Source organism: Helicobacter marmotae (assembly GCF_003364255.1).
Lineage (GTDB): Bacteria > Campylobacterota > Campylobacteria > Campylobacterales > Helicobacteraceae > Helicobacter_C > Helicobacter_C marmotae.
In genome coordinates, this window is sequence record NZ_NXLR01000001.1 from 44,877 (window position 1) to 68,952 (window position 24,076).

Consider the following 24,076-nt stretch of genomic DNA (forward strand, 5'->3'; position numbering starts at 1 on the left):
AGTATGAAAAAACATATTATTCACTCTATATCTCTTGTGTGTATGTTGTGTCTTTGCGCATCTACGCCGCTTTTTGCTGCTAAAAAGCAAAGTCTTAGCGCCCCTAGAAAAGATGATTTTGAAGATATTACAAATCTTTTTCAGATTCGCAGTGTGCGTAATGGGATTGCTATTAATGTGCTAAGAAGTGGTAATTTTATGGAGCAAAATTGGATTTTAAAGGAATTTTTCTTAAGTGATGACTTGCGTATCAAGCGAGATAAATTGCGCAAGAGTTGGGATTTTGGCTATGTGCAGTTTGTGAGCCCTACAAAAAAGGATGGCTGTTTAGCCATTGATGAGAGCGGATTTTTGAAGATTAAATCTTGTAAGGATGATATAGCAAGCGAGAGATTAGAAACGGTGTTTTCTATCATACCTACAGAGAGCGGGGCGGTGCAGATTCGCTCGCTTGTGCTTGACTCCACTGAATGCCTTAGCACTTTTGAAAACCCCAATGTGCCTATTGAAAAACGTTTTGGCATAGTGCCTTGCTCGCTTGATTTTGACTTTTTTATTGATACAAGCGAGTTATTTTTCTTTACACCTGCGTTAATAAAAGCAAGACCATTAGGCGGGTGATTTTATATTCTAGCGGGCAAAGCCCGAAGAATTGTTTGTGGGTTGTTTGTGATTCTCTTCTTTCTTTTTCTATAAGGGGAGGGGCTTGAATGTGCAAAGTTTTATAAAATAATGAGGCTCATATGCTTTACTTGCGCAGCTCTGCGGGAACCACTATCGACTCTACCCCTCTTGTGATGTCTTGCGGGAGGCTAGCGACCAAAAATCTCTGTTGGCGACTAAGTGACTCAGGCAAAGATTCTTTAAGCTTGCAAGCCCAAACAAGAGACTTTTAAGAATCTAAAGCCAACAAATGACCCACGCCATCCCCGCTTGATGAAGCAATAAAACAATATCATTCAAATTTCCTTGAATGAGGCTATTAATGAATGAATACATAAATAATAATAAAGAGTTGGAAGCATCTAAGAATTGCTCACAAGGGCGAAAATGAGGATAAAGAGTATGTAAAGGTAGCATTTAGCTTAGAGCAAGACGTGCAAGACTCAAATCATATATAGAAAGACTTTTTAGCAAGAATCCAGCCGTTATAAAATATTCACCCATAATAGTTAGGGGATTGAATGGGAGTGGGTTTTTATCATCAAAAATTTAGAATTTGACCCAAATACAAAAGTTGGAGATTTTGTAGTATATGCAATGAGCACATTTAAGAGTAAGTTAGCGCAAGGTTTTTCAAGCTTTGGTGCGAGATATAAGGATATGAGCTTTAGGGAAAAAGGCAAAAATGGAAATGAAAGGTGGGAATTTTGTTTTCAATGCGTATTTAAAAATAAAAAAGCTAAATAACAAAAGGAACTTTTAGCATTCTATCCTCTATCAAGCCATAAAAATGTGCAAATTAACCATTTTTCTTTACAATTTTCACATTTGCACTTTCTTTAAAAGGAATATATATGAAAATTCTCTCAAATATTGTGTGGATTGCTTTTGCGCTATTAATGATTATCACAGGGATTTTAGGACTACTCAATCCTGTAGGGGTTTTTGCTTCTTTGGTGCTCTTTTTGCCATGGTTTTTGCTTGTTGGGGCGGTGGCGAATGTGATATATTATTTTGTATTGCGCAAAAAAGAAGGAAAATACACCAATATGCTTCTTATCGATGCGCTTTTGAGTGTGCTATTTGCCGTGATTTTCTTTATGCAAGGCATTCTTCTCACAAGTATAAGTGTAGTTTTCTTTGCTGCTTTTATGGCTATGTTTAAAGGTATTTTAGGCTTTTGCTATGCCCTTGAGTTAAAGCAAAGCAAGCAAAGCTGGGCACTAGTATGCATTAGCTCAATCTTAAGCATCATTCTTGCTGTGATTTTTGTAGTCTATCCTGAGATTGGCGGCTTGAGCATTGGCTTTATACTCGCATTTATGATGCTTATGTTTGGTATCACTTCGCTTTGTGTATGGGCTGGAGTGCGCGATCTTTACCATAAGCAATAAATAATACTGCTTGCTGCCTGTATTGATTTGATGTCTTAGTTTGTGTGAAATCAATTCACACAAACCGCCCTCAAAGATTGACTAAAGCTTGCGCTTACACTTATCTATCAAGTCGTTTTCTAAGGGTTTGATTATGAAACGCCCTTTTTTAAAGTGTGCCTAGCGGGGGGCGCTCTATACTAACTTTTTGCCCTTTAAGTGGTTTGGGTTTCTCGCTCGCGTGGTAAGTTTGTCATGTCTTAGGCTTTGCAAAAGCCAAAGAATCTCCCTTAGCTGCTAGAGACTTTCTAAAAGAATCACTAGTCGCACTTTTGAGTGATTCTTTTAGAAATATCTTGCACTTCATAGATTCCCCAAATTCTTAAAAAACTAAAAAGCCCTGCAAAGCACTGCTGCTACCGCAAAGCCACTATCATGGCTAATACTAAGCCCAATGGCAGACAAGCCAAAATAAGCCATTTTCTCATCTGTAAGTGTAATATGGGGGGCATTTCTTACATCTTTACTAATATGTATATCTAAAAACCCTAGTTCCCCTCCTATGCCTACTCCTAAGGCTTTAGCGCATGCCTCCTTTGCCGCCCAAAAGCCCGCTATGCGCGCTATATTAAGATATGCTATATTAAAGGACTTATCGCTAAGATTGCAAGGCTGCTTCAAACATAATGCAATCTCATCATCACGCAAGAAACGTCTCAAACCCAATAAGCCAAACTTCTCCACAAAAGCTTGTATGCGCTTAATGCTAATAATATCAATACCTATCAATCTAACTCACTACAAATTCAACAAAAAACACATCACTCACTTGCCCATCAATCAAAAACTCATTGATACGTTTAACAATCTCATCTTTTACGCGATTTTTGCCCTTAGTGGTCGCCACATCTTCAAGAGATTTCGAAGAAAGTATCTCAATGATTGTATCCTTAAGCATAGGCATTTTTTTATCAAGTTCTGCTTTTGTCGCATTTGCCTTTGATTCATCTTTATCAAGCTCAAATTGCATACTTGTCTTTAAATACCTCTTCCCTGTTTGAGTCATCAGATTCACAGTAAAAGCAATGGGACCCTCTAGCGGGTATATCAACCCGGGGGCAAACTTATCCGTGCTACGTACAGAAATGGTATTACCCACGATGATTTTAGCGGCTTGCTGGGTTTGCGTAGCTTGTGTTTGGACTTGAGGAGCTTCATGCTTATCCTCATTTTCACTATGCCCACCGCTTAGCATCATAATCACCACAATACCTATTAAGAGCAAAAGCACCACTAAAATGCCAATAACAACAAATAAAATTGCTTTATTTTTTTTCTCTCCGCCCTTTTCTTGGGCTGCTTTTTCCTCTTCTGCCATTTTCAATCCTTTAGTCTAAAATAAGTCAGCGCACTTTTGCCAAACTGACGCACTTTGAGCCTTTCATAAACTCCAATAATGTGGGGCATATTATACTCACTCCAATGTTCAAAAACAATTAAACCTATAGCACATCGCCCAAGATTATGTATCTTTGCAAGAAGCTTTTGATAAATATCTGCCTTGCCCTCCCTTATGCAAAAAGGCGGGTCAAGGTACAAAATCACTTGGATGGACAGAGACATATAAGGCTTTAAATCCTGCGCAAAAAAATCAGTATGAAAGTGAGAAATATCCAATGTGGGAATGCGCCTTTTTGCAAGGGAGAGATTCTTCTCTAAAATGCTATATGCGCCCTTATCTATCTCATAAAATACCGCTTCGCTTGCCCCGCGAGAGAGTGCCTCTAAGCCCATTGAACCGCACCCAGCAAATGCTTCAATAAACACACTCCCCACAATCTCCCCTCCTATGGTATTAAAAAATGATTCTCTTACTATAGATTTTGTGGGTCTTGTGCCTTCTGCAGGATTAAATACAAGCTTTAGCCCCTTAAGCACACCACTTTGTATAGCAAAGTTTGGCATTATGGATTCTTCAATAAAGCTATAAGCTTATCAGCAAGCTCTTTAGCATAGCTATCACAGAGGGCTCTTATTTGAGATTCTATCAATACAGATTTATTCTTAGGATAAATAGGAGGACTCATAGGAGGCTCAAAGTTTCGCACACTCTCTTGTGGTAAAGATAAGGGAATTTCGGGGAGATTTTTATAAAAAGCCTCTATGTCTGCGTGCAAACTCTGCGCACTAAAGGGCTTATGAATATGTGAATGCTCCCCCTCAACCACAAGACATAAGGGCTTTGGGCTCACTCTATTCTCATCATCTGTGATAAGAAACTCACAATCCTCCTCTTCTACCAAATAATCTTTAAGATAATACATAAGAGAGCTTTGCACGAGTGGCGATAAGCAAGATATGGCAATTTTCATTCTTTCTCCTTGTGTATATTATAGCCTAGCTATATAATATTAAGCGGGTCTATATCAATTTCATATTTCCCTTGCAATGCCTCATTTGCCCTCAAAGCTTGTAGCATAGATAAAAGCGCATTCACAGAGGGTGAGCGTAATAAAATCATAAAGCGATATTTATCATAAAGACGTCCAATTAACGCCCTGCTCTCCCCTATAATCTCCACATCTTTATGCGGAAGTTGTGCTAAAAAATCGCGCGTTTGCAGCAAATAATCCATAGCTATATGCTCCTTTTTATGGCTAAATGTAAGCATAGCTAATCGCTGATATGGAGGGTAGATTCTCGGTCTATTGGCTAATTCATAGATTAAAAAATCTTCATAATCCTGCAAAAAACGTTCCAAAAATGCGCCATTGGCACTCTCTATATACACTTCACCATTATATTTACGCCCACTCCTCCCCGCAATCTGGTGCAATAAGCTTATAGCCCTCTCATTAGCACGAAAGTCGCTACTTTTTAAAATATAATCAATCCCTAAAATAATGGCAAGATTCACCCCGTGATAATCATGCCCCTTACTTAACATCTGCGTGCCCACAAGCACATCAATATCGCCATCATTAAATGCCTTTAATGTGCCTGTAAGCTTCTTGTAAGTAGTGATATGATCTCTATCAAAAAGCGCGATTTTGGCTTCGCTAAAGGCGCTTGATAGAATCTCCCCCACTTGTGCTGTCCCCATACGATAAGAGCGCAAAGTGTCTTTTTGACATTGGGGGCAGAGCTTGGGTATAGGCTTGCAAAAGTTGCAATAATGGCACACAAGCGCATTTCTATCAAAATGTAAAGACATATTCACCGAGCAAAAATCGCACTCACAGCCACTCCCGCACGCACTGCATACAAGCATTTTATAATGCGCGCGCGTAGGGAGAAACACGATAGCTTGCTGCTTGTTTGAGAGTGTGTTGGCAATTTTTGTCATCAATGTGTGATTTAGCTCATTTTCTAGGCTATCTTGCTGGGATTGTAGAGGCAAAATCTCAATATGCTTTTTAGTGCTAAAATACCCTCCTTTAAGGCGATAGAGGCTATTTTGTGCTTTGGCGTGATAATAAGTGGTAAGACTAGGGGTAGCTGAGCCTAAAATCACCTTGATATGCGTTTTCTTCCCTAAATATAGCGCAAGATCGCGGGCATTATAGCGAGGGGCTTGCTGAGATTTATAGGCATCATCATGCTCTTCATCAATAATCACCAATCCAAGATTGAATAAAGGCAAAAACAAGGCACTTCGCGCCCCCGCTAAAATACGAATCTCTCCTGCTTGTATTTTGCTTAAAAGCTGCTGTTTTTGCTTGGGGCTGATTTTAGAATGCCAAATACCTACCATATCTCCAAACACCGCCCTAAGGCGAGATTCTATCTGTGGGGTGAGGGCTATCTCGGGCATAAGGAACAGCGCACTTTGATGGCAAGAGAGGGCTTTAGCAATAAGATGAATATAAATTTCTGTCTTACCGCTGCCTGTATCGCCAAAAAGCAGGGCGTTGTTGTGATGAGTGCAAAAATCAAATGCCTCTGCTTGGGGCTTACTCAATGCAAGCGGCAAATCTACACAAATAGGCTCTAATGGAGGAATATTTGCACTCTGGGGGGTAAAAAGCCCATAGCTCTCGCCAAAACTCACACAATAATAATGTGTGATAAATGAAGCAAGGGTTTGCTGATAGGGCAGGAAATAATCGCTACTCTTATATGCCATCTTGCATTCAAAATGAGGCTTTTGCAAAGCGCTTAAAACAACGCCCTTACACGCCTTATTTTTAAGAGTAATATCACAAATATCCCATATAGCACATACTTGCTCGCACATATAGACTAGGGGCGGGGTTTTTAATGCAAGTGGGGCAATGAGATAGTAATACAATCACAACCTAAAGTGGGGAAATTTGCACATTGCTATCCCCTAAAGCACTATCAAGTCCCTCAAGGCTTTTATACAAATGCTCGAGTGATTGACAAATCAGGGCGTATTCTTGTGCTTTTGCGATATAGAGTTTAAGCAAAGCTAATGGCTCAAGCTCTTGGGTAAAAACTGCTTGAAGCTCAGATTTCACATCATTATGCAAAGTTTTGCAAGAAATCACATAACGTTTTCCATTTAGGGCAATCTCTAGCCTCTCATCTGTCATTATTTAGCCCTTCATCAATTCTGGCAAATAAGCTTTCAAAACCTTTATCTTTTGAGGCAATTTCTTCATAAAGATTAGAGATTTGCACATCTTTTGCTTCATTTTGTGCCTTAAGAGTGGCAATTTCACTTCGCAAGGATTCTATTTCATCTTTTTGATATGAGATTTTTGTAAGCATTTCTTCGATTTTTTGAGAAAGCCGCTCCATTACATTATTCATCTTGCAATCCTTTGGTGAAAATAAAGTATAATTTTAACACAAATAACACAAACATCGCCACAAGGAGCACGCTAAAATGCCCGATTTCATCTTAAATGCAAAGTATCCTCCAGCAGGCGACCAACCTCAAGCTATTGAGAAAATCACCAACTTTATCCTTAGTGGCGCTCAATACAGCACGCTTGTAGGCGTTACAGGTAGTGGTAAAACCTACACTATGGCAAATATTATCGCCAAACTCAATATCCCCACGTTGATTATGACGCATAACAAAACCCTTGCTGCCCAGCTTTATAGTGAGTTTCGCGGGTTTTTCCCTCATAATCATGTGGAATATTTCATCTCACATTTTGATTATTACCAACCTGAAGCCTATATCCCGCGTAGAGATTTATTTATCGAAAAAGATTCAAGCATTAATGAAGATTTAGAGCGCTTGCGTCTCTCTGCCACGACTTCACTTTTAGCCTATGATGATGTCATAGTCGTAGCAAGTGTATCGGCAAATTATGGCTTAGGAAACCCTGCAGAATATCTCACCATGATAGAAAAGCTAGAAATTGGTATGACTTATAATCAAAAGGCATTACTTTTAAAACTCGTAGATATGGGCTATACACGCAATGACAGCATATTTGAGCGGGGGAACTTCCGCGTGAATGGAGAAGTGGTGGATATTTTCCCCGCGTATAATGAGAGTGAGTTTATCCGTATTGAGTTTTTTGGCGATGAGATTGAGCAAATTGGCGTGTTTGACGCACTTAATAGAGTGAATCTCACCTATCTTCCCTCATATGTACTCTACTCTGCAAACCAATTCATCGTAAGCGCGCAGAGATTACAAGAAGCCCTTTATAATATAGAATCTGAATTGCAAATGCGTTTAGAGGAGTTTCAGAGGGCGGATAAACAAGTAGAATACCAACGACTTAAAGGACGCACAGAGTTTGATTTGGAGATGATAAGAGAATCTGGTATTTGTAAGGGGATTGAAAACTATGCAAGACATCTCACGGGTAAAGCCCCGGGGGAAACGCCCTACTCACTTTTAGATTACTTTGAGCAAAAGAAAAAGCCCTATTTGATTATCATTGATGAATCCCATGTGAGCCTCCCGCAATTTGGCGGTATGTATGCGGGGGATAGAAGTCGTAAGGAAGTGCTTGTAGAATATGGCTTTCGCCTGCCTAGTGCGCTAGATAACCGCCCTTTGAGATTTGATGAGTTTATCCATAAAGCCCCGCATTATCTCTTTGTCTCTGCTACCCCTGCCAACAAGGAGCTTGAATTAAGTAAAGAGAATCTAGCAGAGCAAATTATCCGCCCTACAGGACTACTTGACCCGCTTTATGAAGTGCGCCTCTCTACAAACCAAGTGCTAGATTTGTATGATGAAATTAAGCAAAGAGTGGCAAAAAACCAGCGCGTGCTTATTACAACACTCACCAAAAAAATGGCAGAAGAGCTCAGTAAATATTATGCTGAGCTTGGGCTAAAGGTGCGCTATATGCACAGCGAGATTGATGCCATTGAGCGCAATCACTTAATCCGCTCTCTTCGTTTAGGTGAATTTGATGTGCTCATTGGGATTAATCTCTTACGCGAAGGGCTTGATTTGCCAGAGGTGAGCCTTATAGCCATTATGGATGCGGATAAAGAAGGGTTTTTGCGCTCTGAGACAAGTCTAATCCAAACTATGGGACGCGCTGCACGTAATGTAGAGGGTAAAGTGATACTCTATGCAGAACGTATCACTCAATCTATGCAAAAAGCCTTTGAGATTACAGACTATCGTAGAGCTAAGCAAGAAGCCTTTAATGCCCTCCATAATATCACGCCTACATCAGTGCAAAGAAACCTAGAAGAAGAGCTAAAGATAGAATCAAGTGCTTTAAGCAAACTCTATGAAAAAGGTAAAAAGAAGATACCAAAAAGCGAGAGAGAGGCTATTATTAAAGAATTAAATCAAAAAATGCACCAAGCAGCTAAGGCGTTAGAGTTTGAAGAAGCAGCAAGACTCCGCGATGAGATAGCTAAAATCCGCAGTATGTGAATCTAAACTCCTCTTTTGTGCTTACGCATATTATCCACACTTGCAACCCTACTTTTGCTTGAAGCCTTTAAGCTAAACATCATAAACCCACTCCCAATCATAGCTTTGCCTTTTCTTTGCCCTTAATATTTAATCTTGTTTTATATGCAGCTCACAAACCTAAAGCCCCTCATACCTTGTCTATATTAAGAGATAAAATATTTTATTATTTAGTAACTATTCTTATAATAAATTTTGTTTTAAGTTTCGCTCCATTAAAATTCACACTTCACAAATATTTCACACTTTAAAGGATCGCGTTATGAAAATAATGACCAATTTTTTAACGGGGGGGGGGATAGTTGCTATTTTTAGCTCTCATCTCCTTGCTCAAACTCCACTTGATACCCGAGATTCACAATCTTTAAATACCAACTCTCCACAACTTGGCTCACGTGAGGTGAAACTACAAAAATCAGTTGTGAGTGCCGCCTCAGGAAGTGAAAAAAATGTAGTTGATGCTCCTGCGTCTGTAAGCATTATAACCAAAGAAGAATTAGAATCTAAGCCCTATCGTGACTTAGGTGAAGCCCTCAAAGAAGTTCCGGGCGTGAGTTTAGAGGGTACAAGTAATAAACTAGGACAAAGTGCCATATCTATACGCGGTATGCCTGCAGGCTATACATTATTCCTCATAGATGGCTTGAGGCAAAACCCCAGCGGTGATGTCGCTACAGCAAATCTCGGCGTGGGCGTATATAATTCATTCTTACCACCACTAAGTGCCATTGAACGTATAGAAGTCATACGAGGTCCTATGAGCACACTCTATGGAAGCGACGCTTTAGGGGGAGTGGTAAATATCATCACAAAGCCCATAACAAGAGAATGGACCGGGAGTATGCAATCCCAATTTATCTCTCCGGAATCTTCCACTTTTGGAAATAGTTATCAAAACTCACTCTATATAAGCGGACCATTAAAAGATAATATAGGACTACTCATAAGAGGGCGACAAATCACGCGCGAGGCAAGTGCCCAACCTAGAAATGATAAAGGAGAGGCTGTCAATAGCTTTTTTGGCTCTCAATATGTCGCCTATAATCTTGGAGGAAGACTAAGCTTTTTGCCCAATGAAAAACATTTGCTTTATGCGGATATTGATTACACACAATCCACTTATGATAATCAAATAGGACAAATTGGCACACTCTATGTAAATCAACAAGGCAGAGGAGGCTATACGCCTTGGGTTGGCATAAACAAGCTTATGGGTGCGCTCTCTCATAGAGGGGATTATAGCTTTGGAACTTGGAAAAGCTCTGTGCAATATATTAAAACAGAAAATACAGGTAGGCTCGTCGCGGGCAATACAAGCTCTCCAAATTTAGGCAAAAATCGCGACATTACCTCAAATGATGTGATTGTAGATTCTCGTTTGCTTGTGTATTTAGGCGAACACAACAATCTCAATCTTGGCTTAGAATATCGCTATGAGAATTACCACGACTTAGCAGCCACTCCAGCAAATCATAATCGCAATACTTTTGCGCTCTTTGCCGAAGATGAGTGGAATATCATAGATAACTTAACTTTCACACTTGGCACAAGATATAACTATAATGATAAATTCGGCTCAAATCTTAGCCCAAGGGCGTATCTTGTATATGAAATAATCGATGGCTTTGCGCTTAAGGGCGGAGTAGCTACAGGCTACAAAGCCCCATATGCCAATCAGCTTATCGATGCGGTTTATGGCTATGGAAGTCAAGGGACACTCGCATTTTTGGGTAATCCAGACCTTAAGGCTGAAAGCTCTATAAGCTATGAATTTGGAGCTATCTTAGAAAAAGAGCATATTACCTCTTCACTTATGCTTTTTCACTCACAATTTAAAGATAAAATAGAATCTATGAGTGTTACCAAAACCTCAACTCAAGCCAATTATAGTGCTACTTGTGCGACATATGGAGGGAGTAATAATAGCTGCAGGCTTGCCTATAATGCCGATAGTGCCTTTTCTCAAGGTATAGAAGCAACCTTTGGACTAAGGGATATATGGGGTTTTAGCTTTGATACAAGCTATACTTTTATAAACTCTGAAATCACTTCTGGCACCAATAAGGGCAATCCGCTATCCACCACAGCAAAACATCAAGTCATAGGCAAGCTTGGCTATAACTACAAAGACTTTGGCACATATTTACAAGCCCAATACAAGCAAGGTATAGTCAATACAAGTGCAATAGGCAATACCGCACAAGCCCAAGCTCTATATAATTTGTTTGGGGGGATTTACTATAAACCATCTCTGCTTTTGAATCTTGGGCTTTCTTACAAACTCACGCAAAATATCCGCTTACATGGAGGGGTATATAACTTACTTGATACAAACTTTGCAGACTTTAGAAGCTACTCTTATAATAATTCGAGTGGAAATGTCAATTGGTATGGTCCTGTCATACAAGAAGGCAGGAGATATTGGGCACAAATCTCACTTGATTTTTAAGATATTAAAGCATATAGAAGCCATATAGCTTTTATGCGCTTTTAAGGACTTTGCTTATTTAGAATGACTAGAAATTTTACCCCTATTGTCATATCTAGAGGGGAGCTTGCCTCCCCGAAGAATCTCCATCCAAATTACTAGAAGTTCTTTTAGATTCTTTTTATATAAAAGAAATGTGCTTATATATGCAAGCGTACTGATACACCTTTATTGTTGCACTTCTAGCCTCATAGCAGTTTAGAAATGCCCACTAAAATCAGAGTAGAAACAATCAAGTTTTGTGATTAAAGAAGAAAAATCGCAAATCATTTGAAATTCATCTGTGTTTAATCCCGTGTTTAAAACAAACTTAAAGGCATTAAAATCATAAGTTTGCGTTAAATCATTCATTATTGTACTTGCCTTAGCAAGTAAGCAAACATACTGAAAATCTTTATTTATATAAGATGTCTGATTGTCTGGGTGAGCATAAGAAAAATGTTGATTTGGAGTTAATGCAATAAGATTTTCTATATAATCACTAATGCTCGGAAAGTCTGCTGCTGGAAATATGTGATGAATCTGCGTAGCTAAAACTACTTCGTTTGCCTGCTTAACCTCTGATAGTCCTTGATTGTGCTTATCCTTTCCACTTAATTTATCACGCCAATTTATTCTATTATATTTAAGCTCATCAAGCGTAATACTTGTTTTTGACAAACACCCTCTTATCGTCCCTTTTTTATGTGAATTAAAAGCAAGTGGGTTAAGGATTTTTGTAAAGATTCTACCACATTCTATACTTTGATTAATTGGAGTATTTGAAATTGTAAATTCAATAAAAGCATCTTTGAGATTTTTGAAAGTGTCCTTATCTTGACACTGCAAAAAATCATCAAACAAATAAAGTAAATCACTATCCTGCAAAACTTTTTTAATATATAAAATCAAAAATTTTAAGGCATTTGTATCTCTTGTGGCAATAAATTCTAAAATTTCTAAATTGTTGATTTTAAAAATATTATTTGTACGCCTTTTCCCTAAAAATTCTAAAATCCTACTATATGCAAAAAGATTGATGGGCTGAGAAAAAAATTTATCATACTCATTTTTTGCCAATTGAGAATCTGTGTGAGGTTTAGAAAAGATAGATACAACATTTTGCTTAGCATATTTGCTTTCCCAAATATCCTTAATTGAAAATTCCACATTTACATCATAATTTGTATGCTCCAAAATACAATCAGCAATAATGGATAAGACATCACAAGTGCATTTTTGGTCTATCCATCTTGCATTTTGACTTATTCTAACATCATAATTATGGCTATCAAAAAACTCATTTATGATTTCTTGCATATTTTGCCTCTTTTTTGAATGCCAAACCAAAAACAACTCGTGCTATCGATATTTAATGTGCGAGTTTGATAGTTTCGTGCGATTTTGTAAAAGGATCTAAATTCATCACTTGCAATATAATCTTGTTGCTCTTGACTAAGCTCTATTTTTGTTTTGGGAATCAGTATTGCCACCGAACCATTGACAATAAAGCCTTTTTGCTTCTTTATCAAACGAGGATTATAGGTCATATTGGGAGTGAGATAAACGTCATCTCTATCCAAAAATTCAAAAACCTTGAATTTATGCAAATCATTTTTTGATATATAACTATCATAATCTTTTATATCTACAATGTTTCCATTTTTTCCAATATTTCTAGATTTGAGAATCCTAACATCATTTTTTATCACACTTGTATTTGAATTTGTAAGTTGCCTATCCCTAAAAGCATCAAAAATTCCACATTCCAAACGCTCAAACACATAATCAAAAAAATCATCTCTAAAAATTACCCAATATGGCAAAGCTTTATCAAAAATATATGAACTTTTTTGCTTTAATACGAGATTCAAAGGCAAAGATTTCACTTCTACTTCTCTTGTCTTTCCTGTTGTAATATTAATGGTCTCTATCAACACTCCATTAAAGCCCAACTCTCCAAAGTCTATTATAGAGCTTATTCCTTTCTTTTCTAATATTGCTCTTGTAGCTTTATATTCTTTGGTATTTAGCAAATTTTTAGGCATAATCAATGAAACAAAATTTGCCATTCCTATGGATTTTTCTAAGAAAAGTTTGGCTAGGCTTTCGTTTTTTCCCATTTTTGTAAATGGTGGATTTCCAACAATTAAATCAATATTCTTATCCTCATAATTTAAAAAATCATCGCAGATAAATTCAAGGGTAAAGTTTTTTGGTATTTGTTCTTTATAAAGAATTTTTAAAATTTGCAAACTCTGGAAGTCAATATCAATAAGCTTTAAATTTACCCTTTTTATATGAGCATATTTTTTAAAAAGTATAGGTAAAAAATTTCCACAGCCCGCACTTGGCTCAATGATACTTATAGAATCCTTATTAAAATCTGGCAGTGCCTGAGCTATTTGATTTAAAATAAATTTATTTGTAAAATATGTAGCGTTTTGCATTCTTTTGGTATTTGCCATTTCAGCCATATACAATAAGCTTGCCTGCGAAACTTGCAATCGATTGCTACTTACAAATTCTTTTAAGTTTTCAAAATTTCGTAAATGATATGTTTTAATCATTTCTATGATTTCTTTGTTGCTAAAATGCTTTAAAGCCATAAATTGTTTTATTTTCTGGGCAATTTGAACAAAAATAATAGTCGGTACTGCCTCACCTATGCTTTGCCTTATATTTATTTCATTTTGTTTAGACAACTTTTGTTTTTGCTCAATATTCAATGCATTTAGATCTTCTAACTTTAAAGGAAGCCACTTAAAGTCTTGTGGAATATTCATCACAAGCATCAATTCTCGTATAGAAAAAACTCTATCATCACTTGGGTGAATAGTATTCTGTGAAGCCATCTGATCGTTTCTTGTATGAATGCAAGGTGCAACACAACTCCATTTCTGCCTTTTGTATTTATCTGCATTTTTGGAAACATTAATGACAATTTTTCCATCTATAATCTTGTGTGGTCTTTTTGAATTCTCTTTGTTTTCAAAGGCACTTTGCCCCTCTTTTAAATCCTTTATCCATTCACGCATATGTTTTGGATAAGTCCTAAAGCTATGATAAAAATCATTTTTATCATATTCTCCCCATTCTAATGATTTTAAATGTCCTATGACTTCTTCTAATTTTTTTTCTACTTGAAAATCAGGAAAAAGCTCTAAGGGTGTAATAAAATTCTGAAATTCCCGACAGACTCCAATAACTAAGGTTCTACTTCTACTTGAATTTGCTCCATAATTTTTGAAATTAAGTAGCTCGTTATAAATAGCATACTTCTTAGCCAAAGCTACATTAATCATCGCCCCTATGCTAACAATATTGCCACTTTGATCTATGCAACCTGTCTTATAAAAACTAGCGACATTTTCCAAAATAAAAAATCTTGGGTTTATCGCACTTATAAGATCAATGCTCTCAACAACTAAAGAATTGCGATTGATTTCATTTTTTGTTTTCTTGTGGTTTGCAACGCTCATTCCTTGACAAGGTGGAGTGGCAATTAAAACATCGACCCTATCATTGCCTAAACTTTTATAAAAATCCATTTGTTGCAAAATTTGCTTTTTTGTATCTTTCTCTCTTATATCGCCAAGTATATATCCATTTTGATATTTACATTTGCGATTGATTTTTTGAATATTCAATCTTCTTTCTATAACTTCATTGGTAGCAATACATTCAAACCCAGCTTGTTTAAACCCATAGCAACCAACCCCAGCAGAAGAAAACAAGGATATATAAGTCAAAGTCTTATTTGGCAACATTACATAAAACCTTTTTTATGTTTTCATACATTTTATACAAAAAATGATTCTAAATCATTAAGGCAATCGCTCTAATTCTAAGATTTGTTTTTTGTCTTTCCCTTTACTTGTTTAAAGTCCAAAACCACTTTGATAGAAAAATCTCTGTTGGATTTTCTGGGTTGCTTAGATGAAATTACATTACCTTACCCACCCGCATTTGAGAGTTAAAATATAAATTATGCTAGGGCTTTTTACCATACGCTAATGTTATGCTCATACTATAGGGCTTGCTGGGCTTTTTTAAATCCTTTTGAATGCCCTTTAAAACGTTTAAGACTGCCTTATCAATCTTGCTATGATGACTACTTTTAATGATTTGTATATCTTCTATCCTGCCTTCTAAGCTAATGCGAAAGTTTAAACTCACTTCGCCTTGAGTATTTGCGCTCCTAAGAGATGAGCGGGCATAATGTTTAGCAATTATCTCATATACATGCTTGGTGTATGAATCCACACTTTGGGCTTGTGGCAAACTTGGATTACTTAGTTTCGAATTACTTGGATTTGGATTAGAGTTTGGCTCGCTTGGACTTGCTTTTGGGCTATGAGATGAGCGCAAAGGGGGACTTTTGTAGTGCTGTTTTGAAAGTTGTGCCTTTTTGGGTGATTGAAGCAAATGCTCATCTCCTAAGTCTTGCTTTAAATCTTGTGATACATCTTGAAAATGCCCTAAAGATAGGGGAGTGAAGTCATACTCACCCACTTTTATATGCTTTATATCTAATAATACATAGCCTAAAATAGCTAGCATATAAAGCACAAAGGCTATACAAAATCCTGCGATTAAAGAAAACTTCATACCTTTGGGCAAAAATACACTCCTCCATTGGGTAATTCCACCCTTTGTGTGTCTATGCCATAAAGGGCTTTGATATACTCTTCTCTTAATATCTCCTTAGGTGTGCCATAGCATAGAAGTTTCGTATCTTTGAGCATAGCGACTTTGTTGGCTATAAAGCACTGCTCAGGGTGATGAGAAGTGAAAATAATGCTTTTTTTGAGCTTTTGTATCACGCGTAGCAAACTAAAAGCATGAGATATATCAAGCGCACTTGTCATTTCATCAAGTAAGAGTATTTGACTATCTTGGGCTAAACTTCGTGCGATTAAGCACATTTGCTTTTGCCCGCCAGAAAGCAAGGGATAGGGCTTAAGGGCTAAATGCTCTATGCCGAGCAAACTCAAGGCTTCTTGTGCCTTTTGTTTATCACTTTTAGAGTAAAACAGCTTCGTATGGGCAAACCGCCCCATAAGCACAACCTCAAGCACACTATAAGGGAAGTTTATATGATAGTTTTGTGCTACATAGCCGCATATTTTCGCCCTTTGTCGTATGCTTAGCTCTCTTGCATTGATACCATTTAAGCAAAGCTCGCCTTTATATGGAAAATGCCCTAAAATCATCTTTAGCAATGTGCTTTTGCCACTGCCATTTGGTCCAAGCACGCAAGCAATCTCGCCCTCTTCTAATGCAAAGCTTATTGTATTAAGCAAAGGTTTCAGCGGAGGCTTAGGGAAGTCTAAAGTAATGTCCTTGCAGCTTAAAACACATTTAGCCATGCCTTACTCTCCTTAATAAAAGCGCTGCAAATATAGGAATGCCTATAAGCGCACTCACTATGCCTAATGGAATCTCCACATCAAAGGCACTTCTAGCGATACTATCACAAAGAAGCAAAAATACTCCGCCAAAAAGCGCGCAAAAAGGCAGCATAAAGCGATGATTTGCCCCTATTAAAAAGCGTGCAATATGAGGCACTACAAGCCCCACCCAGCCAATTAGACCCCCCACAGCCACAGAAGCACTCGCTAGCAATGTAGCCAAAATCACAAAAAATAAACGCGCAATTTTGACATTCACCCCCAAAGATTGCGCACTCTCTTCATCAAGGTTGAGTATATCAATATATGAGGCAAGTAATATGCTAAGTATAAGAGAGCCTAGAAAGATAGCACCAAGCAAGCCTAATGGGATAGCCTGCACAGAAGCCAAAGACCCCATAAGCCAAAAAACAATATTTGGCAGAGTGTTATAAGGGTCAGCTAGTAGCTTTAAAGCACTCATTAATGCACCAAAGAATGCAGAGCTTATCATACCTCCAAGAATGAGCATTAAAATACCCAAAGCCCTATCAAAGGCATAAGCAAGACATAAAGAAACACCCATAGCTATAATGCCAAAGATAAAGCATAGCCCCTCAATCCCTATAATTCCAAAGCCTAGCACCATACCCAAAGCCGCGCCAAAGCTCGCGCCATTAAGCACGCCAAGTATGCTAGGAGACACCAAAGGATTGCCTATTATGCCCTGATATAGTCCTCCACTTAATGCCAATGCCCCACCCACGCATATAGCTGCCACAATGCGCTTTAATCGCTCTTCTACAAAGATAATAGCATCTATACTAGGCTCTAGGCTAAAATAATCTCTTAATAAAGTAATCATATCGGTATATGCAATATCATACTTGCCTATGCCTAAAGCTAAGCAAAGGCACACCACAAGAAGCACAAAGCATACAAGCAACAAAAGGGGCTTTCTCATACTATGTCCTTGTTTGCAGGGATAAAGCATAGCCCTATTTCGCGCTCGCACAAATAGCTTATAAGCCCATTTTGCTGCTTGCTTGCGACAAATTGGCGGATTTTTTCTTCATCTGGGCTACCTCCGTGTATATGAATATGCCATGTAATATCTTCTATTGCCTTATCTGAATTCGCACTATAAGTGTAGCTCGCCTCTTTATAGCAATATGTTGGAATCTCCATCTTAAGCTCGCTTAACCATTGTAGCACTTGAGGCAAACCGGTGGGTAATTCTACGCGCATATTATGCTGAGCAAAAATCTCATCTAAAAATGCACTTTGCCTCACTCTCCCCCAACCCACATAGCACAAACCCTCTTTGCTAGCACACAAAGCTTTTTTAAAACTAGCAAAATTATTAAGGGCAGGAGTCATCGCAGCAAAGGCAATATCAAGCCTCAACTTGCTTATATCGCACTCCTCCCATGGACTAAGGATTGTAGTGATATTTGCTAATCCCAAATCTTTCGCGTCATTTGCTAAATGCCTAAGCATAGAATCTGAAATATCACTTGCATACAGATGGCTTGCTTCAAAGGCAAGCTGCAGGGCAAAGCGCCCATTCCCCGCGCCAATATCAAGCACATTTTTATCTCTAAAATCCACCCCTTGTGCTCTAAAAAATGCCAGAATCTCAAGTGTATCCTTGCTATCTTTGACAAATCGAGGGAAAGTTTGTGCCTTTTTGTCCCATAGTTGTTTTTGCATTTATGCTCCTTTTTCATTGATTTGATGTCTTGCTCGCGGGAGTAAATCCCGCTTCGCGCCTAAAGCCCTGCGGGGGGCGCTCTATTGATTTGATGTCTTGGTTTGTGTGAAATCAATTCACACAAACCGCCTAAAGATTGACTTATAACCGCACTTTGTGCGTTTATCAAGTCGTTTTTTAAGGGCTTTAAATTGTCGCCTCAAAGTGCCTGTGCTGGAGACACTCTATACTAACTTTTACTCTCTGGGTGGTTTGGGTTTCTCCTACGCAAGGTAGTTAGTTTGTCATGTTGAGGGCGTAAGCCCGAAACATCTCTGCAAGAATCACTAGTCGTGCTTTTTAGTGATTCTAAGGGATAGTCGTTAGTATATAAGAGAGATTCTTCGCCTCCTAAAGGAGGCTCTATGATTGCCTCTTCTCAAAGTTAGCTCCGCCCATCTCAAAGCATTAAAAAAGTGTGCTTGCTTCTGGTGCTTTAGCTAAATTTTAGGGGTGAGCTAGGTATATAACCTGCGATACCCCCTAAAATTTAGCTAATCTCCATAATGAAGGGCGGTATGTTTTAAGGCTCCAAAGAAACAACACACCGCGAAGCATTTGCCGATGATTTTAAGAGTTTTCAAGGGCGAAGTGAGGGAGTTTATTAAACATAAATGACCGAAACTAAGCCCGCAGAATCTCTTAAAAGCGCGGCAAAGACAATGCGGGGTTAAGCACTACAACAACCCCTGCACCCTCAAATAATCCTCCTCACTCAACTCCCTCAAAAACCTCCTATAAAAGCTTTGCGCCCTCTCTTTAGCCACTTCTTCGCTTATAAGATGTGGCTGGGTCTTAGCAAATGCCCACACTAAGCCAATAGAGCGCAAAATGCTTGGGGGATTGATAAGCCAATTACTCGGGGTTGATGGGGCATAATACACTCTTTTATGCTGTAATGCTTGAAGGGCTTGCCACTTGGGGCTGGGAGATTGTACAAGCTCTTTGAAAAAGCTAATCTCACGCACAAAAATCACTTGAGGATTGACCTTTGCCAAAAGTTCAAAGTTAATGTTTGATTGCATATTGGCATTCCCTAAAAGCTCACAAGATATAGCATTTACTCCGCCAATTTGATAAGCTAAATCCCCCACATCTCCACATTGCGTTCTAAGCCCATCAAAACCTAGTGCAAAATACACCCTAGGGCGCAAACTCTGCTTTGCTTGCTCTTCTTGTGAGCTTAAAGCGTATGATACATCTTTAAGCAAGGCATTACTTTCATGCACAAATTTAAGCAAACTTTCACTTCTAGGCTCTATGAGATTTTTACAAGATTCATTCACGCTTAGGGCTTTGCTCATTATATCTATAGCCTTAGTATAGTCCCCATAGGTAAAGCTAGGCAGTTTGATAGTATGAATGCCTATTTTCCTATAAGGCTCTAAAAGAGAATCAAGTGTGCCCTCATCAAAAAATATGACATCAGGCTTTAGCTTAGCAATTTGCTCAAAGTTTAAAGTCCCTTTCGTAGAAATCCCCAAAACCGGCAAATTGACAATACGTTCTGGCATAAAGGCTATATCTTCAGGATAGGGCTTATAACTAAGCCCTATCATACCCTCTGGGTAGAGAATCTCTAGTAATACATTAAGCGCTGGGGAAGCACCAAAGACTTTAAGCCCACACGCGCTCTGTTTGCTTTGAGTAGTATCGCCCCAAGCGCTAGCACAAAGTATAAAAGCACATAGAAAGAAAATACGCATATTGCTCCTTTAGAATCTATACTCCACACTCGCTAGCACTCTTCGCCCTGCCATATAATAACCCGATGAATAAAAATAATTCCTATCAAGCAAATTATAAGCCCCCAAAGAAAATTCTACAGATTCTATAGGGCGGTAGTTTGTTTCACATCAAGGAGAAAAATATCTCTATTTTGCCCGTATGTATTATTGAGAACATACCATTGCTTGCTTTGATAAGAAGTGAATGCGAGTAAATCAAGCTGCTTGAGTGGAGAGAGAATAAGGCTCGCATTAACAATATGATTAGGATAATCCAAAATCCTGCTGCCATCTACGCCATAGCTAGAGCCAGCGGTGTTGGTAGCCTTTTTCTCTATATAAGAGTAATTTATATTAAAAGTGATTTTATCTTCTAAGAATCCTTGCTTTAAGGCAATCTCACCCCCATAGGCATAGCCCTCTTTGGCATTTTCTAAACGCACACAATTAGCCCCATTAGCACACGCATTGCTTAAATCACTCACAGAAATAATCATATTATTCATATCATTATAAAAGAGCGCAAAACTTAGCTTACTTAGCTTATATTCAAACTCTAAGCCTAGCTCGTAATTTAAGGCAGATTCTGGAGATATGTCGGGGTTTGGTGCGCGTGTGCCAAAAGTAGAGCTATATCTATCTTTAAGTGTGGGGAGTTTGCTTTTTTTGCCTACATTACCATACAAAGTGAGATAATCATTTGCCTGTGCATAAAAAATACCCTGCAATGTCCAACCTTGCAAATGTTTTAAACTCGTATCTTTATCGATCTTTGCGCTTATAAAGTCATTCCTATCATAGCTTCCATTTATCACAAAACGTAAAGCACTATTGAGCCTTTGGGCATATTCAGCAAAAATTGAAGTACTAAAGTCTTTGATTGTAGCATTATCATTTGTGCCTGTGGCGCCCGGGAGGGGCTTATCTGTATGATTGATATTGTCATTTTTGAGATTAAGCCCAAACTTCAAGCTTGAATCTGCGCTAAAGTCATACCCGAAAGTGAAAATCCCTCCCAAAGCATAATCATCATAAATACTAATGCCCCTAAAGCCAGCATTTTGGATACCTCCACCTTGAGCTAAGCTCTGCAAGCGCCCTAAAGCTTTCAGCTCATTATAGAATCCATCATAATACACCCTACTTTCAAGTGAGAAGCTATCAGTGAAATTGGAACGTCCTAAGAGATAAGCAGTGATTTTGTCATAATGGGGCCATTCCCAATAATTCCCTCCTGTGTTGGCATTTGTCATACCGCCTTTTTCGCCCTTTTGATAGATGAAATTTAGAGAATACTCGTGATTCTCATTTGGCTCAAAGCCCAGTTTTGCTCTCAAGGTGTGATTTTTATAATATGAATTTATCTTATCTCCCTTATTTTGGTAAGCTGTAGGGGTAAAATGTGAAGATAAGGGAAGCGAATCTCTATTAATATATGAATAGCTAAGTTGATAATACACCTTGCCTAAATTGCTGCCTACTAAAAGTGCGCCTTGATTTTCATTATTGCTTACAAAGCCATATTTTGCATAAAGCTCTAACTTATCTTTAGGCTTAGAGGTTACTACATTGACCGCTCCACCTAGGGTATTCATACCATAAATAGGGCTTGTGTAGCCTTTAGAGATATGAATTTCAGAAATACCAAATGTGTTAAATGCGCTCCAATCACTCTGCCTATCATAAACACTATGCACGGGGATTCCATCAATAAATAGCCCAATATGTGTCGTGCTATATCCGCGTATGGCAAGTGTGGGCTCGCCTCTTTGGTTTGCCGCTGGTTGGTAGAACACCCCGGGAGTAAAGCGCAAAGCTTGAGCTACATCATTTGAAGCACTATTATTAATATCTCTAGCGCTTAATACTTCTAAAGTGCTATTTGTCTCACTTCTTGTTTGTGAATACACCTCTATGCGCCCTAAGTCATACACTTCATCAGCCAAAGCCCCTAATGCCGCAAAAATAAACATTGAGGTATAAACCCCGACAAACTTCGCACTTCCCTTCATCTTTGCCTCCCTTTATATAAAAAATAGTATTACGATTCTAAAAAATGCTCACTTAATTTCATATAAATATAAGAAATATCACAAAAATAAAACTTTGCTACAATTGCAAGATTTAGTGCGAGTATGTATCGCAAATTGTATATAGCATTTATGTAAATCACCCATCCTTTTTTAAGGTAGCCCAGATGAAAGGTTGTTTATGAAGATTCCTATAAGTGTGAGTATTTTAGTTAAAAACGCAGAGCATACCCTAAAGGAATGCTTAGAGTCTTTAAGGGAGTTTGATGATATTATCATTTTAGATAATGGTAGCACGGATAAAAGCTGTGAAATTGCTAAATCTTTCCCTCAAGTGAATATTAAACAAAGTGAGTTTATTGGCTTTGGAGCGTTAAAGAATCTCGCTATGAGTTATGCCAAATATGAATGGATTTTAAGCATTGATGCTGATGAAGTGCTAGAAGCGCAAACCTTAGCGCTCATCAAAGCAAACTTAACATCTATGCAAACAAATCAAATCTACGCCCTCCCGCGTAAAAATCTCTATAATGGCGAGTGGATTAAGGCTTGTGGGTGGTATCCGGACTATGTGTATCGAATCTTTAACAAAACTTTCACACATTTTAATGACAACATCGTGCATGAGAGCCTAATACTCCCTAAAAATGCACAAATCATAACACTACAAAGTGGGCTCAAACACTATGCCTATGATAATATCGCGCATTTGCTTGATAAGCTCCAACGCTACTCTAGCCTCTGGGCAGAGCAAAATACCCATAAAACATCAAGCCCGCTTAAAGCCATTACACATGGGGCTTGGACCTTTGTGCGCGATTATTTTTTCAAAAAAGGGATTTTATATGGATATAAGGGTTTTGTAATCAGCTCCTGCAATGCCTTAGGGACATTCTTTAAGTATATGAAACTCTATGAAACACAAAAAGACACGCCCCCCCCCCTATGTTCGCTTATCATCACCACTTATAACCGCAAAGAAGCCCTAGCCCCTGTGTTAGAATCAATCTTACATCTGCGAATCCTCCCTTATGAGGTGCTTATCGCCGATGATGGAAGTAAAGAAGATACAAAAACTCTCATACAATCCTATCAAGCCCGCTTCCCCTGCCCGCTTAGACATATCTGGCATGAGGATAAGGGCTTTCGCCTAAGTGCTATCCGCAATAGGGCAATACAAGCAGCAAAGGGGGAGTATATTATCATTATTGATGGGGATATGATTGTAGAGCAAGACTTTATTAAAGATCATTTAGCACACGCAAAGGCGGGGGTGTTCTTGCAAGGTTCGCGTATATTACTAGGAGAGCATATAACCCAAACCATCACGCAATCTCCCAAACACTTTGACTTAGCCTTTTGCCAAAGCGGTATCAAAGGCAAACTTAAAGATAGACTTAAAGCCAAACGCAATGCCTTACTTGCCTCGCTTATTTTACGCTTCTCTTGCATAAAGGCGAATGTGTTTGATAAAAAAGACTTAATAAAGGGCATTCGCGGGTGCAATATGAGCTTTTATAAACAAGATTGCCTAGCTATAAATGGCTTTAACGAATCCTTTGAAGGCTGGGGGAGAGAAGATAGCGAGTTTGTGGCGAGATTTCTTTTTAATGGAGGGCAAATGCGGAGGCTGAAATTTGCCGCTATTGCCTATCATCTCTACCACGAAGAAAGCAAGCGTGAATTACTCGCAACTAATCACGCCCTTTATTTGCAAACACTTGCTTCAAGGCTAACATATTGCGAGCATGGCATAAAGCATAGCGATAGTATTTGATTAAATGCTAATAAAATTAGCGTGC

20 protein-coding genes are annotated in these 24,076 nt (G+C 38.4%); 5 read left to right on the top strand and 15 right to left on the bottom strand.

The window, feature by feature from the left end; genetic code table 11:
• The first annotated feature begins 3 nt into the window (after positions 1-3).
• Positions 4-621, top strand: coding sequence for an RICIN domain-containing protein (locus CQA63_RS00190; protein WP_104699395.1), 618 nt, complete (start codon positions 4-6; stop codon positions 619-621).
• 896 nt (positions 622-1,517) lie between these two features.
• Positions 1,518-2,057: an HdeD family acid-resistance protein gene (locus CQA63_RS00195; RefSeq protein ID WP_104699396.1), complete on the top strand. Its 540-nt coding sequence runs from the start codon at positions 1,518-1,520 to the stop codon at positions 2,055-2,057.
• A gap of 369 nt (positions 2,058-2,426) precedes the next feature.
• On the opposite strand, the gene acpS is transcribed toward CQA63_RS00195, so the two are convergent.
• From acpS to CQA63_RS00230, 7 genes are read right to left on the bottom strand one after another with little or no spacing between them, the layout of a single operon-like run.
• The gene (gene acpS / locus CQA63_RS00200) at positions 2,427-2,825 is read right to left on the bottom strand and encodes a holo-ACP synthase (RefSeq protein WP_104699397.1); all 399 of its coding nucleotides are present in this window, start codon (positions 2,823-2,825) and stop codon (positions 2,427-2,429) included.
• Position 2,826: 1 nt separating this feature from the next.
• A complete protein-coding gene (gene fliL / locus CQA63_RS00205; protein ID WP_104699398.1) occupies positions 2,827-3,414 on the bottom strand; it encodes a flagellar basal body-associated protein FliL in 588 nt (195 codons plus the stop codon).
• Between the two features lie 2 nt (positions 3,415-3,416).
• The gene (gene rsmD / locus CQA63_RS00210; protein WP_104699399.1) at positions 3,417-4,001 is read right to left on the bottom strand and encodes a 16S rRNA (guanine(966)-N(2))-methyltransferase RsmD; all 585 of its coding nucleotides are present in this window, start codon (positions 3,999-4,001) and stop codon (positions 3,417-3,419) included.
• Complete coding sequence (locus tag CQA63_RS00215) at positions 4,001-4,408, bottom strand: hypothetical protein (RefSeq protein WP_104699400.1); 408 nt, start codon at positions 4,406-4,408, stop codon at positions 4,001-4,003. Before CQA63_RS00215 ends, rsmD begins: the two co-directional genes overlap by 1 nt.
• Positions 4,409-4,437: 29 nt before the next feature.
• A complete protein-coding gene (locus tag CQA63_RS00220) occupies positions 4,438-6,327 on the bottom strand; it encodes a primosomal protein N' (protein WP_104699401.1) in 1,890 nt (629 codons plus the stop codon).
• A 7-nt stretch (positions 6,328-6,334) separates the two neighbouring features.
• The gene (locus CQA63_RS00225) at positions 6,335-6,592 is read right to left on the bottom strand and encodes a hypothetical protein (protein WP_104699402.1); all 258 of its coding nucleotides are present in this window, start codon (positions 6,590-6,592) and stop codon (positions 6,335-6,337) included.
• Positions 6,582-6,812, bottom strand: coding sequence for a hypothetical protein (locus tag CQA63_RS00230; protein ID WP_104699403.1), 231 nt, complete (start codon positions 6,810-6,812; stop codon positions 6,582-6,584). Before CQA63_RS00230 ends, CQA63_RS00225 begins: the two co-directional genes overlap by 11 nt.
• 76 nt (positions 6,813-6,888) lie before the next feature.
• Between CQA63_RS00230 and uvrB the strand changes: the two genes are divergently transcribed.
• Positions 6,889-8,865, top strand: a complete 1,977-nt coding sequence (gene uvrB, locus CQA63_RS00235; protein ID WP_104699404.1) for an excinuclease ABC subunit UvrB — start codon at positions 6,889-6,891, stop codon at positions 8,863-8,865.
• Between the two features lie 301 nt (positions 8,866-9,166).
• Positions 9,167-11,353, top strand: a complete 2,187-nt coding sequence (locus CQA63_RS00240) for a TonB-dependent receptor domain-containing protein (protein ID WP_104699405.1) — start codon at positions 9,167-9,169, stop codon at positions 11,351-11,353.
• 237 nt (positions 11,354-11,590) lie between these two features.
• Here CQA63_RS00240 and CQA63_RS00245 read toward each other — a convergent pair whose 3' ends face one another.
• The 8 genes from CQA63_RS00245 to CQA63_RS00285 all read right to left on the bottom strand — a co-directional run bounded on the left by CQA63_RS00245 (position 11,591) and on the right by CQA63_RS00285 (position 22,256).
• Positions 11,591-12,691, bottom strand: coding sequence for a restriction endonuclease (locus tag CQA63_RS00245; protein WP_104699406.1), 1,101 nt, complete (start codon positions 12,689-12,691; stop codon positions 11,591-11,593).
• Positions 12,676-15,141 (bottom strand): DNA cytosine methyltransferase, encoded by a 2,466-nt coding sequence (locus CQA63_RS00250; RefSeq protein ID WP_104699407.1) that lies wholly within the window; start codon positions 15,139-15,141, stop codon positions 12,676-12,678. The genes CQA63_RS00245 and CQA63_RS00250 overlap by 16 nt, the downstream gene beginning before the upstream one ends.
• Positions 15,142-15,364: 223 nt before the next feature.
• A complete protein-coding gene (locus CQA63_RS00255; RefSeq protein WP_104699408.1) occupies positions 15,365-15,982 on the bottom strand; it encodes an energy transducer TonB in 618 nt (205 codons plus the stop codon).
• Positions 15,979-16,743, bottom strand: coding sequence for an ABC transporter ATP-binding protein (locus CQA63_RS00260; protein ID WP_104699409.1), 765 nt, complete (start codon positions 16,741-16,743; stop codon positions 15,979-15,981). The genes CQA63_RS00255 and CQA63_RS00260 overlap by 4 nt, the downstream gene beginning before the upstream one ends.
• Entirely contained in the window at positions 16,736-17,728 is a 993-nt protein-coding gene (locus CQA63_RS00265; protein WP_104699410.1) for a FecCD family ABC transporter permease, read from the bottom strand. The genes CQA63_RS00260 and CQA63_RS00265 overlap by 8 nt, the downstream gene beginning before the upstream one ends.
• A complete protein-coding gene (locus tag CQA63_RS00270) occupies positions 17,725-18,477 on the bottom strand; it encodes a class I SAM-dependent methyltransferase (protein WP_104699411.1) in 753 nt (250 codons plus the stop codon). Before CQA63_RS00270 ends, CQA63_RS00265 begins: the two co-directional genes overlap by 4 nt.
• Before the next feature lie 717 nt (positions 18,478-19,194).
• Entirely contained in the window at positions 19,195-20,223 is a 1,029-nt protein-coding gene (locus CQA63_RS00275) for an ABC transporter substrate-binding protein (RefSeq protein ID WP_104699412.1), read from the bottom strand.
• Between the two features lie 125 nt (positions 20,224-20,348).
• A complete protein-coding gene (locus CQA63_RS00285) occupies positions 20,349-22,256 on the bottom strand; it encodes a TonB-dependent receptor plug domain-containing protein (RefSeq protein WP_104699413.1) in 1,908 nt (635 codons plus the stop codon).
• Positions 22,257-22,455: 199 nt separating this feature from the next.
• On the opposite strand from CQA63_RS00285, the gene CQA63_RS00290 reads away from it, so the two are divergent.
• Complete coding sequence (locus tag CQA63_RS00290) at positions 22,456-24,051, top strand: glycosyltransferase family 2 protein (RefSeq protein WP_104699414.1); 1,596 nt, start codon at positions 22,456-22,458, stop codon at positions 24,049-24,051.
• Positions 24,052-24,076: the final 25 nt, after the last annotated feature.

Excerpts from the sequence above, each read along its gene's own strand:
- CQA63_RS00240 (WP_104699405.1), top strand. The coding sequence starts at position 9,167 with ATGAAAATAATGACCAATTTTTTAACGGGGGGGGGGATAGTTGCTATT.
- CQA63_RS00255 (WP_104699408.1), bottom strand. The coding sequence starts at position 15,982 with ATGAAGTTTTCTTTAATCGCAGGATTTTGTATAGCCTTTGTGCTTTAT.
- CQA63_RS00230 (WP_104699403.1), bottom strand. The coding sequence starts at position 6,812 with ATGAATAATGTAATGGAGCGGCTTTCTCAAAAAATCGAAGAAATGCTT.
- CQA63_RS00260 (WP_104699409.1), bottom strand. The coding sequence starts at position 16,743 with ATGGCTAAATGTGTTTTAAGCTGCAAGGACATTACTTTAGACTTCCCT.
- CQA63_RS00225 (WP_104699402.1), bottom strand. The coding sequence starts at position 6,592 with ATGACAGATGAGAGGCTAGAGATTGCCCTAAATGGAAAACGTTATGTG.
- CQA63_RS00195 (WP_104699396.1), top strand. The coding sequence starts at position 1,518 with ATGAAAATTCTCTCAAATATTGTGTGGATTGCTTTTGCGCTATTAATG.
- rsmD (WP_104699399.1), bottom strand. The coding sequence starts at position 4,001 with ATGCCAAACTTTGCTATACAAAGTGGTGTGCTTAAGGGGCTAAAGCTT.
- CQA63_RS00290 (WP_104699414.1), top strand. The coding sequence starts at position 22,456 with ATGAAGATTCCTATAAGTGTGAGTATTTTAGTTAAAAACGCAGAGCAT.
- CQA63_RS00270 (WP_104699411.1), bottom strand. The coding sequence starts at position 18,477 with ATGCAAAAACAACTATGGGACAAAAAGGCACAAACTTTCCCTCGATTT.
- CQA63_RS00265 (WP_104699410.1), bottom strand. The coding sequence starts at position 17,728 with ATGAGAAAGCCCCTTTTGTTGCTTGTATGCTTTGTGCTTCTTGTGGTG.
- CQA63_RS00245 (WP_104699406.1), bottom strand. The coding sequence starts at position 12,691 with ATGCAAGAAATCATAAATGAGTTTTTTGATAGCCATAATTATGATGTT.
- fliL (WP_104699398.1), bottom strand. The coding sequence starts at position 3,414 with ATGGCAGAAGAGGAAAAAGCAGCCCAAGAAAAGGGCGGAGAGAAAAAA.
- CQA63_RS00250 (WP_104699407.1), bottom strand. The coding sequence starts at position 15,141 with ATGTTGCCAAATAAGACTTTGACTTATATATCCTTGTTTTCTTCTGCT.
- CQA63_RS00275 (WP_104699412.1), bottom strand. The coding sequence starts at position 20,223 with ATGCGTATTTTCTTTCTATGTGCTTTTATACTTTGTGCTAGCGCTTGG.
- CQA63_RS00190 (WP_104699395.1), top strand. The coding sequence starts at position 4 with ATGAAAAAACATATTATTCACTCTATATCTCTTGTGTGTATGTTGTGT.
- CQA63_RS00215 (WP_104699400.1), bottom strand. The coding sequence starts at position 4,408 with ATGAAAATTGCCATATCTTGCTTATCGCCACTCGTGCAAAGCTCTCTT.
- CQA63_RS00285 (WP_104699413.1), bottom strand. The coding sequence starts at position 22,256 with ATGAAGGGAAGTGCGAAGTTTGTCGGGGTTTATACCTCAATGTTTATT.
- uvrB (WP_104699404.1), top strand. The coding sequence starts at position 6,889 with ATGCCCGATTTCATCTTAAATGCAAAGTATCCTCCAGCAGGCGACCAA.